Annotated in this window: 15 protein-coding genes; 6 read left to right on the top strand and 9 right to left on the bottom strand. The window is 62.6% G+C overall.

Annotated features, from left to right (window positions below; translation table 11 throughout):
- Positions 1-2: 2 nt before the first annotated feature.
- The 5 genes from DXY03_RS00665 to DXY03_RS00645 form a co-directional block, all read right to left on the bottom strand.
- The gene (locus tag DXY03_RS00665) at positions 3-1,748 is read right to left on the bottom strand and encodes a carboxysome shell carbonic anhydrase (protein ID WP_115008702.1); all 1,746 of its coding nucleotides are present in this window, start codon (positions 1,746-1,748) and stop codon (positions 3-5) included.
- A gap of 7 nt (positions 1,749-1,755) precedes the next feature.
- Positions 1,756-4,116, bottom strand: a complete 2,361-nt coding sequence (locus tag DXY03_RS00660; RefSeq protein WP_115008701.1) for a CsoS2 family carboxysome shell protein — start codon at positions 4,114-4,116, stop codon at positions 1,756-1,758.
- 101 nt (positions 4,117-4,217) lie between these two features.
- A complete protein-coding gene (locus DXY03_RS00655; protein ID WP_006043651.1) occupies positions 4,218-4,559 on the bottom strand; it encodes a ribulose bisphosphate carboxylase small subunit in 342 nt (113 codons plus the stop codon).
- A gap of 59 nt (positions 4,560-4,618) precedes the next feature.
- Positions 4,619-6,034 carry a form I ribulose bisphosphate carboxylase large subunit gene (locus DXY03_RS00650; RefSeq protein WP_011363747.1) on the bottom strand — a complete coding sequence of 472 codons (1,416 nt, stop codon included), beginning with the start codon at positions 6,032-6,034 and terminating at the stop codon, positions 4,619-4,621.
- Positions 6,035-6,105: 71 nt separating this feature from the next.
- Positions 6,106-6,417 (bottom strand): BMC domain-containing protein, encoded by a 312-nt coding sequence (locus tag DXY03_RS00645; RefSeq protein WP_006169870.1) that lies wholly within the window; start codon positions 6,415-6,417, stop codon positions 6,106-6,108.
- A gap of 329 nt (positions 6,418-6,746) precedes the next feature.
- Between DXY03_RS00645 and DXY03_RS00640 the strand changes: the two genes are divergently transcribed.
- Positions 6,747-7,355, top strand: coding sequence for a non-canonical purine NTP pyrophosphatase (locus tag DXY03_RS00640; RefSeq protein ID WP_170951918.1), 609 nt, complete (start codon positions 6,747-6,749; stop codon positions 7,353-7,355).
- Positions 7,356-7,374: 19 nt separating this feature from the next.
- Here DXY03_RS00640 and DXY03_RS00635 read toward each other — a convergent pair whose 3' ends face one another.
- A complete protein-coding gene (locus DXY03_RS00635; protein WP_115008700.1) occupies positions 7,375-8,160 on the bottom strand; it encodes a BMC domain-containing protein in 786 nt (261 codons plus the stop codon).
- A 118-nt stretch (positions 8,161-8,278) separates the two neighbouring features.
- On the opposite strand from DXY03_RS00635, the gene DXY03_RS00630 reads away from it, so the two are divergent.
- The 4 genes from DXY03_RS00630 (at position 8,279) to bchL (ending at position 12,665) form a co-directional block, all read left to right on the top strand.
- Positions 8,279-8,656 (top strand): hypothetical protein, encoded by a 378-nt coding sequence (locus tag DXY03_RS00630; protein ID WP_115008699.1) that lies wholly within the window; start codon positions 8,279-8,281, stop codon positions 8,654-8,656.
- Between the two features lie 111 nt (positions 8,657-8,767).
- The gene (locus DXY03_RS00625; protein WP_115008698.1) at positions 8,768-10,045 is read left to right on the top strand and encodes a ferredoxin:protochlorophyllide reductase (ATP-dependent) subunit N; all 1,278 of its coding nucleotides are present in this window, start codon (positions 8,768-8,770) and stop codon (positions 10,043-10,045) included.
- Positions 10,046-10,049: 4 nt separating this feature from the next.
- Complete coding sequence (locus tag DXY03_RS00620) at positions 10,050-11,624, top strand: ferredoxin:protochlorophyllide reductase (ATP-dependent) subunit B (RefSeq protein ID WP_115008697.1); 1,575 nt, start codon at positions 10,050-10,052, stop codon at positions 11,622-11,624.
- 150 nt (positions 11,625-11,774) lie between these two features.
- Positions 11,775-12,665 (top strand): ferredoxin:protochlorophyllide reductase (ATP-dependent) iron-sulfur ATP-binding protein, encoded by an 891-nt coding sequence (bchL, locus tag DXY03_RS00615; protein ID WP_115008696.1) that lies wholly within the window; start codon positions 11,775-11,777, stop codon positions 12,663-12,665.
- A 74-nt stretch (positions 12,666-12,739) separates the two neighbouring features.
- Here bchL and DXY03_RS00610 read toward each other — a convergent pair whose 3' ends face one another.
- The 3 genes from DXY03_RS00610 to psaM all read right to left on the bottom strand — a co-directional run bounded on the left by DXY03_RS00610 (position 12,740) and on the right by psaM (position 14,306).
- The gene (locus DXY03_RS00610; RefSeq protein WP_115009227.1) at positions 12,740-13,690 is read right to left on the bottom strand and encodes a protochlorophyllide reductase; all 951 of its coding nucleotides are present in this window, start codon (positions 13,688-13,690) and stop codon (positions 12,740-12,742) included.
- A 69-nt stretch (positions 13,691-13,759) separates the two neighbouring features.
- Positions 13,760-14,062: a hypothetical protein gene (locus tag DXY03_RS00605; protein WP_115009226.1), complete on the bottom strand. Its 303-nt coding sequence runs from the start codon at positions 14,060-14,062 to the stop codon at positions 13,760-13,762.
- A gap of 139 nt (positions 14,063-14,201) precedes the next feature.
- Entirely contained in the window at positions 14,202-14,306 is a 105-nt protein-coding gene (gene psaM, locus DXY03_RS00600; RefSeq protein WP_025362433.1) for a photosystem I reaction center subunit XII, read from the bottom strand.
- 83 nt (positions 14,307-14,389) lie between these two features.
- On the opposite strand from psaM, the gene DXY03_RS00595 reads away from it, so the two are divergent.
- Positions 14,390-14,860 (top strand): CRR6 family NdhI maturation factor, encoded by a 471-nt coding sequence (locus DXY03_RS00595; RefSeq protein WP_115008695.1) that lies wholly within the window; start codon positions 14,390-14,392, stop codon positions 14,858-14,860.
- Positions 14,861-14,863: the final 3 nt, after the last annotated feature.

The raw sequence follows: 14,863 nt of genomic DNA, 5'->3' as shown, positions 1-14,863 counted from the left end.
GATCAGTGAGCCTCCGGAAGTTGCGGGTCGAGCGTGGAACCGACGACCTCGGCCGGAGCCGTCTGGTTGCGGTCGCGAATGGTGAGACAAGTGTGGAGCAGACCCTCATCAACGAGAGCTGCGTAGCGATCGGCGATGGCCTGGTTCACCCGTTGGCAATCAGCGATGGCCCGTTCCCGAGCACCGGGCACACGGCCGGAATAGTCGAAACGCACCACAACCGGAATCGGCAAATCCCGGGACACATTCAGACCCTTGAAAATTTTCACGCCCACATCGAGATCAGGGGCGCCCTCCTCGACTGTGTCGAGGTGAGCGAAATACGTGAGGTTGCGCAGATGCACCTCTTTGAAACCGATGCCAACGCCAATGAAACGCTCTGCGTGCCCGGCATCCGGGTACGTGCCCCCGTGAAGATCCTGCACGTAGTCGATCTGGGAGAAGTTATTGGCGAGCAAACGGGTCAGGAACGACACCATCCCGGCATCCATCGGTCCAGGAGCAGAGCTCTCTACGGCTTCAGCAATCTGTGCCATTGCTTGATCGGCACTCATCGATGCCGTGGCGGCATGCAGTTCCCTGGCGCAGAGCCAACGGTCGAGCACCATTTCGCTGTCACGGCTTGGGGGATGCACCCGGATCGCATCGGTGTCGGTGTCGAGGCCGATCAGCAGAAGGTCAACGGAGGCACCGCAACAGAAGCTGTTTTCCACCGACTCACGGAAATCGAGCAGGCGTTGATGACCCGCCGCTGCCGCCAGTTCGTCATTGCTGCCATGGGCAGCGCAGCCCTGATGGGAGGGATCGAGGGAACTGAAGTGGTAGGTCACCACCTTCAGGTAACGGGTCTGTTCCGTGGAGGGATTGGGTGAGCCTTCGCGGTAGCGACGGTGCTCGGTTTTGACCCAGCGGTTCACCGTGTTCTCCACGTCGAACATGGCGCCAGCGTGGGAACGGCGACGCACAGCGCTGAAGGGAATGCGCAGGGCATAGGCCACGGTGTGAGCCAACCGACCATCGGCACAGGGCGTCAGGTCGAGCAGATGGATCCCACAGTCGAGCAGGAACTGTTCGAACTCCCGTGAGGCAGCACTGCCCGTACCGGCATCCAGGGGATCGTCCTGGAAGAAGCGGTCACTGAACAGCCGGTGGCTTTCGAACACACACCATGCGAACAGGGCGCGCATGTCGAGGGGGCGAACCCAGGCCCGCTGCAGGATGTGATCCGGCAGATCAAAGCCGAGTTCGGCCCGGCACAACCGCTGGGCCTGGGGAATGAAATCAGTTTCATGCTGAAGCGCTGAAACCTGCTGAAGCAGGGGAACGATCCGATCAAAGCGGCCCTTGATCTCCTGCTCATAGGCCTGAAGACGGGCATTTGCCACTGCATCCGTCAACGGATGGCGCCGATGGGTGATCGGCAGAGAGCTGCGGCTCAGATTGAAAGGAACCGCCCGGGTAGCAGCCTTCTCACGGCGGACCCAGCCTGGCTGAGCGGGTGTGGGACGTTGAACGTCCTTGCTGGAGCGAATCCGTCCACCACTGACCGGGGCGCCGCCCAGTTGAGCAGCCTTGCCCGCGGTGGTGAGGGCACGGCGCCGATCCAGAGCGGCCTTGCGGGTGGAGGACTCCACGTCAGACGAGGTCTGAACGGAATCAGAGGTTGTTGCCAGCTGTTGAAGCTGACGTCGGGTGGGTGCCGAGGGGGCCTGAGGTCGCCCGCCACGGAGAGGCTTGGAGCGAACCATCAATGAATCAGCCCCGTGCGCCGCCGGAGACGGTGATCAGGGAACCCTTTTCGGTGTTGCCGCTTGAACCGGTCACGCGGCTCACAGGCCATTCGTTCTCCTCGTTGCGCTTGCGCTCGAAGGGGGACATAGCACTCATCGGGCCGGGACGGCTGGGGTTACGACGGCGGGCCGAGGCACCCTCAGTACCGGTCACGTGCTCACCACGATCCCAGTCATCACCAGTGATCTTGGTGGAGGAACCCTCGCCGGTCACCCGGGATGCAGGCTTCTCAGAAGGCTCGCTGACCACAGCCACGGTGGGCTGGAACTGGCGCTGCTGACGGTTCTGGAACTCGCGGTTGTCGAAGCGGAACTGCTCGGTACCGGTCACCTTGCCGCCAGCCATGTCAAAAGGGCCGGTGATGCGATTCCCCTGCTCATAGGAGGTACCCGTCACACCAGACGCAGCCTCACGTTGCTGCTGGGCAGCACGGGCGGGAGACACCACGCTGAAGCGGGTCCAGGCAGCACCCTCAGGAGCTTGGCCGTGGGTGTCGGTGCCAGCGGGAGCGTCAGCGCCGCAGGCAGCGGCCAGCTGATCAGCACCCACGTAAGGGGTGCCGGTGACTGCTTCGCATGCACCACGCTTGTCGCCGGTCATCACACCACCCACACCGGGTTGGATGCCGGTCATGGCAGCGGAGGGGGTGCCAACACGCACAGGCGTGCGCTCACGGATGGCCTGAACTGCAGGGGTGCCGCAGTGCTGGCCGGCCTGCTCAAGACCTGCATAGGGGGTTCCGGTGACGGCCTGGCAGCTGCCGGGCTCGTCGCCAGTCACGTTTTCCGAACGGCCGGTACGGGTGCCGCTCACCACCTGGTTGCGGTTGGTGATGCTGAAGCCAACCTTGGCGGCCTCGGGCTCGGGCTTGCCGCCACAGAACGCATTCACCTGCTCGGCACTCACGTACTGATCACCAGTCACGCGGTGGCAGGAGCCGAACTCATCGCCGGTCACCTGAGCGGAACGGCCGACCATGGTGCCGGTCACGCCAGTGCCGGAGAGGGTTCCGGAGAGACCCACCTTGGCGGCAGGGCGACCTTCGGGAAGAGGATCTGAACCGAGGTACTGATCGCCGGTGAGGCTGCGGTTGGCACCTGCTTCATCACCGGTAACGCTGGCGGAGCGACCCACCATCACGCCACTCACGGGGCGCCCCTGTTCGGTGAGGCTGTGGCCCACCTTGCGCGGAGAGGTCACGCCACCACCGCAGTAGGCAGCGGACTGGTTAGCGGAGATGTATTCGGTGCCAGTCACGCTCTTGCAGGTGCCGGGCTCATCGCCGGTGACCTTTTCGGAACGGCCGACTTCATTGCCGGTGACGCGGTTGCCGTGGCTAGTGGCCGTGACGCGCACCTTGGCCGGGGTGGTGGCAGCGGGAGCGGTCTGACAGAAGGTCTGGAAGACTTCGGCTCCCAGGTACTCGGTACCGGTGATCGAACGGCAGGTGCTGGCCTCATTACCGGTGGTTTTCACCGAGCGGTTGGCCTGGGTGCCGGTCACGGTCTGGCCACTGGTCGTGGTGCTTTGACCCACCTTCCAGTGGGCATCAGCGGCAGCGGCTTGCTTGGCGCCGTGGCGGTTGGGACCGGTGGGGCGGGTCACACCAGCGCTTTGCTTGTTGCGGGCACCGGCCTTGGTGCGCAGCTCACGCACCTGTTGTGCGAGCTCACGGCTGGTGAGGTCAGGGTTGGCCTGACGGGCAACGGCTGCTGCACTGGTGGGTTGCTTGCCAGCGGTTTTGCCGTGCTTCGACATGGCTTCACGGCGAGCCAGCACCAGCGCGCGGCTGGGGTTCTCGATGGCACGACGCTTGGGAATGGCCGAACGGCGCTCTGTGCGTGCAGACAACTTGGGAGCCGGTGCACTGAGGGAAGCCTTTTCAGCGGCACGCTTTCCACCGCAACCACAGCTCTTGGTGGTTTCAGCGGGTGCAGCAGCAGGAGCGGCTGCCTTGGTTTGACGGGCAACATCAGCGCGGTTGCGATCGCGGCTGGTGTCGGCGGTCTTACCGCGGCGGGACAGGGCATCACGACGGGCGAGCACCAGCTCGCGGCTTGGATCGCGATGGGGCTTGACCTGGGAGCTGCGGTTTGCGGGAGCAGCTGTGAAGGAGGTGGTCCGCTGCGGAGCTACAGCAGCGGGGGTGGCAGGTGCAGAGGCAGGCTCAGCAGCTGCGGCCGCGTTGGTGCGGGTGGGACGGGCATCAGCAACGGTGCGAACACGGTTGGCGCCATCACCAGCCGCTACCGAGGACTTCTTACCGGAAGTGGTCAGCGCCTTGCGGCGTTCGAGTGCGAGTTCGCGACTGGAGAGTCTTGCCATGTCCGCCCGAGGATGTCGTCGTGAAGTGGAAGGGCACTAGCCCCTCCGGAAAAAGCTGGAGCCCTGATCAGGTCAGGGCTCGGAACCAAGGGTTCGAAGGATCAGCGTCCTTCGAAGACCACGAAGCAGGCACCCTGGCTCTGGGTGTAGGCGTCGTAACCGACGATGCGCACGTGGTGGTCGGGGTATGCGCGGTGGCAAGCCTCGAGCTCACTGACAACGACGTTCAGATCTTTCTCACCAAAGAAGGGGAGCTTCCAATACGACCAATAGGTGGCCATGGAGTTGCTGGGGTGGACGTGCTCGACGAGCGGGCTCCAACCCTGGGCAATGATGTAGGCGATCTGGTCGTAGATCTCGTCCTGGGTCATCGGCGGGAGGAAGCCGAAGGTCTCCAGGGTGGCGACTGTTTGATAGTCACCCACGGTGCTCTGGAAAGGCATGGGGATCCTGGGTGTAAGAAAAAGGGGTGGCCGATTGCATCAACCGGCCGTTGAGACGATCAGTTCTGGACGTCGAGCTTGTCGACGGTGTCGAACTCGAACTTGATCTCCTTCCAGGTCTCGAGGGCGATGGCCAGCTCGGGGCTGTGCTTCGCGGCTTCCGTGAGGATGTCGCGGCTCTCTTTCTCGAGATGACGGCCGGCGTTGCGTGCCTTGACGCAGGCCTCGAGGGCCACACGGTTGGCAGCAGCACCTGCAGCGGAGCCCCAGGGGTGACCGTGGGTACCACCACCGAACTGAAGAACGGAGTCGTCGCCGAAGATGGTGACCAGGGCGGGCATGTGCCACACGTGGATACCGCCGGAAGCAACGGCAAACACGCCAGGCATGGAACCCCAGTCCTGATCGAAGAAGTTGCCGCGGCTGCGGTCTTCGGGCACGAAGGATTCGCGCAGCTGGTCGATGTAGCCGAGGGTGGTCTGACGATCACCTTCCAGCTTGCCGACCACGGTGCCGGTGTGGAGCTGGTCACCACCGGAGAGACGCAGACACTTCGCGAGAACGCGGAAGTGGATGCCGTGCTTGGGGTGACGGTCGATCACCGCGTGCATGGCGCGGTGGATGTGCAGCAACATGCCGTTCTTGCGGCACCACTTCGACAGACCGGTGTTGGCCGTGAAGCCACCGGTAATGAAGTCGTGCATGATGATCGGCATGCCGAGTTCCTTGGCGAACTCAGCGCGCTCGTACATCTCCTCGGGAGTGTTGGCGGTCACGTTGAGGTAGTGACCCTTGCGCTCGCCGGTCTCCTGCTCGGACAGCTTGATGGCTTCCGCAACGAATTCGAAGCGGTTCTGCCAACGCTGGAAGGGCTGGGAGTTGATGTTCTCGTCGTCCTTGGTGAAGTCCAGACCGCCACGCAGGCACTCATAGACAACACGGCCGTAGTTCTTACCGCTCAGGCCGAGCTTCGGCTTGATGGTGCAACCCAGCAGAGGACGGCCGTACTTGTTCATCCGGTCGCGCTCGACCTGGATGCCGTTCGGCGGGCCGTAGCAGCTCTTGATGAACGCCATCGGGAAGCGGATGTCTTCCAGACGGAGGTGGCGCAGAGCCTTGAAACCAAACACGTTGCCGACCAGGGAGGTCAGAACGTTGGTAATCGAACCCTCTTCGAACAGGTCGAGTGGGTAGGCGATGAAGGCATAGAAAGACTCCTTGTCACCAGGGACGTCTTCGATGCGGTAGCAACGGCCCTTGTAGAAGTCGAGATCGGTGAGGAGCTCGGACCACACAGTGGACCAGGTGCCGGTGGAGGATTCAGCAGCCACAGCAGCGGCAACTTCTTCCTTGGGGACACCTTCTTGGCCGGTGCACTTGAAGCAGGCCAGCAGGTCGGTGTCGAGGGGGACGTAATCAGGAGTCCAGTAGGTATCCCTGTACTCCTTGACCCCAGCGTCGTACTTCTTGCTCATGGGAAAACTCCGTTAGGTCGGTGAAGAGGTTGAGACGTTCGCGTGCCTCGTCAGAGGCTCAGCGGAAGATCTCAGTCCTTCTGACCAAGGAAGTTGCCGTTGCCCAGAGCAGGCTCCACTTCGCGGTGGGGGCGGGCAATGATGTGAGCGGCGACCAGGCCGTCACCGACGCGCTCGCAAGCGTCAGCGCCAGCGCGCACAGCAGCGTTGACAGCGCCAGTTTCGCCGCGAACCAGAACGGTGACGTAGCCGCCGCCGACGAACTCACGACCAATCAGGCGCACTTCGGCAGCCTTGGTCATGGCATCAGCTGCCTCGATGGCGGGGACCAGACCGCGGGTCTCGATCATGCCGAGGGCGATGCCCATGGTTTCGTTAGCCATTGCCTACCGGGAGAAGGGGTGGAATGTTCGCTGGGGACATTGCTTCGCCAGAACCCTTCCCGTCAAGCGATTTGGACGACTTTCCCGATCACTGTCCATAGTGAACCAAATAAGCCGGGCTTATCACCCTGTGCCTCACTGTTCCGGTCTGCTGTGGTGGTTCATGTGATCACATCCCCACAAGTCGTTGTCGGCAGTGGTGAAGCTCCATAAGTTCACGATGCGTCACCTTCCCAAAGCCTTGCTGCGGGGTGGAATGTTCAACCCAAATGGGTGTCGCTGGATTGGATCCAGAGATTGTTAGCTCCTAGCCCCAACCAGCCCGCACAATGGAGGCCCTCTTTAGTTGGCCCTCCTTGGCGCTTCAGCTCACCATCGCCACGGGCAACCCGATCAAGGTTGCCGAAATCGAGGCCATGCTGGGACCTCTTCCTCTGGACGTGCAGCGTCAACCTGCCGATCTGGACGTTGAAGAGACGGGGAGCACCTACCGCGAAAACGCCGAGCTGAAAGCCAGCGCTGCCGCCCTTCGCACCGGCTGCTGGGCCCTGGCTGACGATTCAGGGCTTGAGGTGGATGCGCTTCAAGGGGCACCGGGTCTGTATTCCGCCCGCTACGCCGAGGGAAACGACGCCAAGGTGCAGCGAATCCTGGAGGAACTGATGGGATCGCCTTATCGGAGTGCCTGTTTTCGCAGCACGATGGTGTTGTGTGATCCCTCCGGCAACTGTCGTGCCGCGGCGGAGGGAATCTGCTGGGGCGAACTCCTGAGTGCCCCGGCCTACGCCGGCGGCGGATTCGAATCCTTGCTTTGGGTGCGGGAAGCCCGTTGCAGCTACGGCGAACTGAATGCAGCTCAGCTCAGCCGCCTGGGCAGCCGCGGCAAGGCCGCGCGCGCTCTTGCTCCACAGCTGCGTGAGCTGCTGGACCTGAGCTGATCCGAGCTGGTCTGAGCGCTCAGCGCAGCCTTGCGTTGCTGTTGATGTGGTCGATGGCGCGCATCGCCGCCGCGGCCGCTTCCTCCACATCACCTTCCCGTCCCGCCAGGGTGAGACGTCCGAAAGCACCCACCGCTTTCACGTCCACCAAGGTGATGTTGGAGGCTTTTTCCGCTTCGTTGGCAGCGATCAACACGTATCCGGCCGGCTCCGTCTCCAGGATGAACATGCTCATCCCGGCTTCGATCATTGAGCCGCGTCGGTTCTGCCGGTTGATCAGCACGGCATGGTCGGGGGTGATCGCCCGGATCACTTCCGTCCAGCTCACATCGGCTGGAGAACGCTGATCGATGGTGCTCCCGATCGCTTCCAGCACCACATCTCCGGAATGGAGCACCGTGCTCTGGTCGCGGTGATAGAGGGCCATCGAGCCGAACGCCCGCTCCACCACCATCTGGCCGAGACGGACGTTGCTGGCCTTCAGGGCGATGTCCGTCACCCGGTGCACTGCCATGCCCGGTGACACCTCCATCCAGAGGCAGGCATCTCCGGGGATGGGCAGAAATCCCTGGCTCACAGAACCCATGTAGGCCGCCAGTTGCGGCTGGAGCGAGTCGATGAAGACGTGGGTGCGCAGTTCGATCGACTGCACATGGCTGTTCTGCCGCAACAGCCGAGGCGACTCCGAATCCGTTGTCACAACACAGCTCGCCCCCCCCTGCTGGGGGGTCACCTCAGTGCCGGTGACGAGAGCACTACCGCCGCGTCGCCGCTCCCGAGCATCGAAGCTGGCAAAACGGGTCATGGCGGGGAGTGTACCGGACGAATTCGGCTGAAACGGGCCAATAAAGAGTTAGAGCCTGCGGTCTTGCGCCTTGAAAAACAGCCGATACCGTCCGGAGAAACCCTCTAGAGATCTTGCAATGACTGAGCAGTCTTCTTTGAAGCCAGTGGATCTCAACGCTGATCAAGCCCTTGGGATGGTGAGCTTCGGCCTGATGCAACGGCTTGCGCAGGACGGCCAGGTGGATCTGCCCTGGCTGGAGGCATCAGGAAATGCAGACAGTGAGCGTCTGCGCCAGCTGCGTCAACGGCTGGAACTGACGTCGTTGGCCATCGAAACCGGTGCTCCACTCACCACCGCGGAGGTGAGCATGCTGCTGGGGGCCCGCCCCGGAACGGAACGGGTCGAACGCGGTGGCCTCGTTGCCCGCCGGGTCAGCCGCAACGTCTGGCGCTTGAGCAAAGCAGAGGAGAGCGCTCGCTCCGATCGTTACGACGGATTCCGTCGCCGCCTTTGAGCTCAAGCCGGCTCTGCCTGGTTTGGGCGATCCCGAAGAGTTTGAGCGACTTTCCACTCCTCAGCGGATTTATTCGCAGCTTGGAGAGGTTGATCATCAAGGGAGCGGCCAATGGCCGGGCCAACGCTGCTGAAGGAGTCGGGGCCGCGCGAAGTGTTCTGCGGCCTCACCTCGATTGTGTGGCTGCATCGGCGCATGCCCGATGCCTTTTTTCTTGTGGTGGGATCACGCACCTGCGCCCATCTAATCCAGAGCGCCGCAGGGGTGATGATTTTTGCCGAACCCCGTTTCGGCACAGCCATTCTCAGCGAGCGGGATCTGGCTGGCCTCGCCGATGCCCACGACGAACTCGACCGGGTCTGCAAGGAACTGCTGCAACGCCGCCCCGAAATCCGCACGCTGTTTCTGGTGGGGTCCTGCCCCAGCGAAGTGATCAAGCTGGATCTGGCCCGGGCCGCCGAACGACTCAACGAAGAACTGACAGGCCGGGTGCGGGTGGTGAACTACTCCGGCAGCGGCATTGAAACCACGTTCACCCAGGGAGAAGACGGGGCACTGGCGGCCCTCGTTCCCCTGCTCCCCGCCAGCGATGAACGGCAGTTGCTGCTGGTGGGAACCCTCGCTGATGCCGTGGAAGACCGGCAGATGCACCTGTTCCAGCGGATGGGCATCGAGACGATTCGCAGCCTGCCGCCCCGGCAATCGACCGACCTGCCCGCCGTGGGAGCAGGAACCACGGTGCTGCTGACCCAACCCTTTCTCACGGAAACCGCGCGCCTGCTCGGCGACCGCGGCGCCACGGTGCTCACGGCCCCCTTCCCGTTGGGGGCCGAGGGGAGTCGCCGCTGGATGGAGGCTGCTGCTGATGCCTTCCATCTGCCTGATGAACGGGTTGCTGCTGTGCTCGATCCGTTGATGGAGCGGGCCCAGAGCGCCCTGGCCCGCCATCGCGCCGTGCTGGAGGGCAAACGTATCTTCCTGCTTCCCGAATCCCAGCTGGAACTGCCCCTGGCCCGGTTTCTGCAACGGGAATGCGGCATGGAACTGGTGGAGGTGGGCACGCCTTATCTGAACCGCGAACAGATGGCTGCCGAGCTGGCCTTGCTCCCCGATGACGTCCCGGTGATGGAGGGGCAACACGTGGAGCAGCAACTGGACCGGGTTCGCGCCAGCCAGCCCGACCTGGTGGTGTGCGGGATGGGCCTGGCCAATCCGCTGGAGGCCGAAGGCATCGCCACCAAATGGTCGATCGAACTGGTGTTCAGCCCGATCCACGGCATCGACCAAGCCGGTGACCTGGCGGAACTGTTTTCACGGCCGTTGCGTCGCCGGCAACTGATTCGACCTGGCCTCCACCCCAGCAGCCCCGACCCAACCGTGCACGCCTGATCCCATGCAACTCACGCTCTGGACCTACGAAGGGCCACCCCATGTGGGGGCCATGCGCATCGCCGCCTCCATGCGCGGCGTTCATTACGTGCTCCATGCCCCCCAGGGGGACACCTATGCCGATCTGCTGTTCACGATGATTGAGCGGCGCGGACAGCGTCCGCCCGTCACCTACACCACCTTTCAGGCCCGGGATCTCGGCGGGGACACCGCCGAACTGGTGAAACGGCATGTGCGTGAGGCGGTGGATCGCTTCCAACCCGATGCCCTGCTGGTGGGGGAAAGCTGCACCGCGGAGTTGATTCAGGATCAGCCCGGTGCCCTGGCCCAGGGAATGGAGCTCACCATGCCGGTGGTGAGTCTGGAGCTGCCGGCCTACAGCAAAAAGGAGAACTGGGGGGCTGCGGAAACCTTCTACCAACTGGTGCGCAACCTGCTGAAGGAGCAAGCACCCGCCAACAGCCAACACGACCCCAGGGCATGGCAACACCAGGGCCGCCGGCCCCGGGTGAACCTGTTGGGCCCCTCCCTGCTGGGCTTCCGCTGCCGGGACGACGTACTGGAGGTGCAGAAACTGCTCACCCTGCACGGCATCGATGTGGGTGTGGTGGCGCCCCTCGGGGCAGGCGTAGAGGATCTGCAGCGGATCCCCGATGCCGATCTCAACGTCTGCCTTTATCCAGAGGTGGCGGAATCCAGCTGCAGCTGGCTGGAGCGCAATTTCGGCATGCCCTTCAGCCGAACAGTGCCAATTGGCGTAGGTGCCACCCACGATTTCCTCGTCGAAGTGCACGAAATGCTGGGGATGGAGCCCCCCGCCCCCGATGAGGGCTACCGGCGCTCACGCCTCCCCTGGTATTCGGAATCCGTGGACTCCACGTACCTCACGGGCAAGCGGGTGTTCATCTTTGGCGACGGCAGTCACGCCCTCGCCGCAGCCCGGATCTGCAGCGAGGAACTGGGTTTCACGGTGGTGGGGCTGGGCACCTACAGCCGGGAGATGGCCCGGCCCGTGCGGGCCGCCGCCAAAGCTCTGGGCCTGGAGGCCCTGATCAGTGACGACTACCTAGCGGTGGAAGCGGCCATGGCCGAAGCGGCACCGGAACTGGTGCTGGGAACCCAGATGGAGCGCCACAGCGCCAAGCGTCTGGGGATTCCCTGCGCGGTGATCAGCACACCCATGCACGTGCAGGACGTTCCCGCCCGAATGAGCCCCCAGATGGGCTGGGAAGGAGCAAACGTGATCTTCGACGACTGGGTGCACCCGCTGATGATGGGCCTGGAGGAACACCTGATCGGCATGTTCCGCCACGACTTCGAATTCGTGGATGGCCACCAGAGCCACCTGGGCCATGCCGGCGGTGCCGGCGCCGCCGACAGTTCCGGCTTGAGTGATATCCCAGGGGAGGGTGATGGCGCTCTGCAGTGGACGGCCGATGGGGAAGCCGAGCTGAAGAAGATCCCCTTCTTCGTAAGGGGAAAGGTGCGACGCAACACGGAGGCCTACGCGCGCGATATGGGCTGCAGAGAGATCAGCAGCGAAACGCTGTATGACGCAAAAGCCCACTTCAAGGCATGAGCATTTGCACTCATTTATTTTTATTTAATTGAAAGAAATTCTGCTCTTGCAACTCAACCAAGAACCAGATCTTTCATTTCTTGGTGAAAACCAACCACTGCACATCTGCTGCTGTTGAATGAAATCGACTTCTCTTGCACAGGTCGCTGCATGACCACAACCCTGACGCGACCGGCAGACGGTGAAGGCAGCGTGCAGGTCCACCAGGACCCGGCACTGAACATCCAGGAAGAAACCCTGGTGATCGCGGTCTATGGCAAAGGCGGGATCGGCAAATCCACCACCTCCTCGAACCTGTCAGCCGCCTTCTCGAAGCTGGGCAAGCGGGTGCTTCAGATCGGCTGCGATCCCAAGCATGACAGCACCTTCACCCTTACCCACAAGATGGTGCCGACGGTGATCGACATCCTTGAGGAGGTGGACTTCCACAGCGAAGAGCTGCGGCCTGAGGATTTCGTCTTCACCGGCTTCAACGGGGTGCAGTGCGTCGAGAGCGGCGGCCCACCGGCGGGCACGGGCTGCGGCGGATACGTGACCGGGCAGACCGTGAAGCTGCTCAAGGAGCACCATCTGCTGGAAGACACCGATGTGGTGATCTTCGATGTGCTCGGCGATGTGGTGTGTGGTGGTTTCGCCGCTCCGCTGCAGCACGCCAACTATTGCCTGATTGTGACCGCCAACGATTTCGATTCGATCTTCGCGATGAATCGCATCGTTCAGGCGATTCAAGCCAAAGCCAAGAACTACAAGGTGCGGCTTGGCGGCGTCGTGGCGAACCGATCCGCCGACACCGATCAGATCGACAAGTTCAACAATCGCACCGGCCTGCGCACCATGGCCCACTTCAGGGATGTGGATGCCATCCGGCGATCCCGACTCAAGAAATGCACCATCTTTGAGATGGATGATGCCGATGAGGCTGTGCAAGCGGTGCAGAACGAATATCTGCGGCTAGCCCAGAACATGCTCGACAAGGTGGAGCCGCTCGAGGCCACATCCCTCAAAGACCGCGAAATCTTCGACCTGCTGGGATTCGATTGATCCTCACTTGATCAACAAAGCCATCGACAAAGCCCCGGACGCTGCAACCGGGGCCTTGTTGTGATGAGCTCAGCTCAAAGTCCAACGAGTTTCATCGACAGCTCCCACACCCGGCGGGCTGTTTCTGGATCAGTGGCCTTGTCGGACAGTTCCTGGCTGAACTGCTGTCCATCCTTTTTCTGACGGTTGCCCCAGCTCCAGTGCACCCCGGATTCGGCGAAGTCGGGATTGGCCACCACATCAGCCACCCGTTCCCCCGCCAGGGCCTGGGAGACATAGCCGCCGGTGATGTTTTTCTGAAACCAGGGGAAGATCGTCTGGAAGGCCTTGGGGGTGTTGCGGAACAACGGTGTGTCCGCCACACAGCCCGGGTAGAGCGACGTGAAGGTGATCCCCGTGTCCCCGTGCAGACGGCGATGCAGCTCCTGGGTGGTGATCATGTTGCAGAGCTTGCTGTCTTTGTAGGCCTTGCCGGGCTTGAACGGCTTGCCACTGGCCATGGTGACGGGGTCTTTGAACCCGGCTTCAAAACCAGAGAGGTCCCCCAGATCTGCCGGCGCAGGGATCGGAATCTTGCCCCCCAGCTCCTTGGAGTTCGCCGTCACGGTGCCCAGGATTACCACCCGCTTGGAGGGATGAGTGGAGGCCTTCAGCCGACCCAAGAGCAGCTGCACCAGCAGGAAATGGCCGAAATGGTTGGTGGCCATCGAGATTTCATAGCCCTGGGGCGAACGCTCCGGCTGCTTCAGTTTCGGCTTGTACACGGCTGCATTGCAGACCACAGCATCCAATCGCTCGGGCAAGGCATCCACAGCCCAACGCACACTGTCGAGATCACCCAGATCCATCAGCACGTGCTTGAGCCGGTCTTTCGGGAGATCCAGCTCATCCGCCGCCGCCGCGGCACGCTGCGGGCTGCGGTTCGCCGTGATCACCTTCCAACCCCGCTTCACCAAGGCGCAGGTGGCATTCAGGCCAACACCGGAGGTGGTGCCGGTGATCAGAACGGTGCCGGGCGTGGACATCAAGACAGGGCCAGGAAGGCTGCCAGTCTGCCGGTCAGCACTCAATCCCAACGCCGCTGGTCACGAATCTCAGCGCCAGATCACGCGCAGACGGTTGGGGGCGATCCACTGATCCTGCTCGCTGATCAGACGCTTCTCTCCACCGATGCTGAACAGACGATCGAAGCGTTGTTGCAGCGTTTCCAATTTCGCCGACTCAATCGTCACGACCGCCGCGATTTCACTGTGGCGATCCATGCGTTCCTGATAGGCCACGGACAGACGGATCAAGCTCACAGCGCCCAACAGAACGAGCCCCGCCTTGGCCGCCAAGGCGAGAAGGCTGCACTGCAGCTCCTGTTGGTCGGTCTGCCGCTGAATCGCCGCAGCCATGCTGGCTGCATCCGTGCGGGGAGCTGATCTTTGAACCTGACTGGCGGTCACCGCATCAGCACGAACATCCGCTTGTAACGCAATCCGTTCGCAGTGCCAAGACCAGCTCTACGCCCGTTGATCTGGGCTGCCTTTGAAATCAGGCCTCGTAAAGGCTGATGGAGAGACGCAGAGCCAGAACAGCGGCATGGGCAGCCACCACGAGGGCAATGAACACCTCAGGTGCAGACAGAACGGTTTCCATGGGAGCCATGCATCAAACGGTCCCATTCTTCTCTGAGGGAAGGGCTGCAGGCCATCATTCGCAAAGGCCTGTCACACCAGCCCATGGATCCGGTTCTGATCGATGCCCCTGCTATCCGCGCCTTGGATCTACGGCCGCTGGAGATCTGGAGCACTCAGCCGCTGGATGCACTGCTGAGCCAGGGACCAGTGCTCGAGCTTCGTTTCGATTGGCCCCGGGCGAAGGATGACCCACGCGAACTGCCGGAATGCCCCGAGCCTCGGCTCTGGGCCCTTCGGGCAGATGCGCGCTACCCCTGGCTGCCGCTCTTGCTTGAACGCGACCAGGGCAGCCTGATTCGCCATGTGGCCCTGGTGATTCCCCACAGTTTCAGCCGCAGCGAAGGCCTGCGTTTTAACCCGGATGCCTTGGAGCTCTGGGTGACGCATCGATTGATGCTGTTGGACGACCTCTGCCAGCGAGAGCTCGGACGCCCGATGCGGGGCAACCTCTCCCAAATGGCCGCAGCACTGGGCTACGAGCTGGATAGGAGATTTTGGAACCTGTTGGGCTGACCA

This window comes from Synechococcus sp. N5 (genome assembly GCF_900473925.1).
GTDB lineage: Bacteria > Cyanobacteriota > Cyanobacteriia > PCC-6307 > Cyanobiaceae > Parasynechococcus.
Note: the sequence above shows the minus strand (reverse complement) of the source record. Positions and strands in the feature narration are given on the sequence as shown.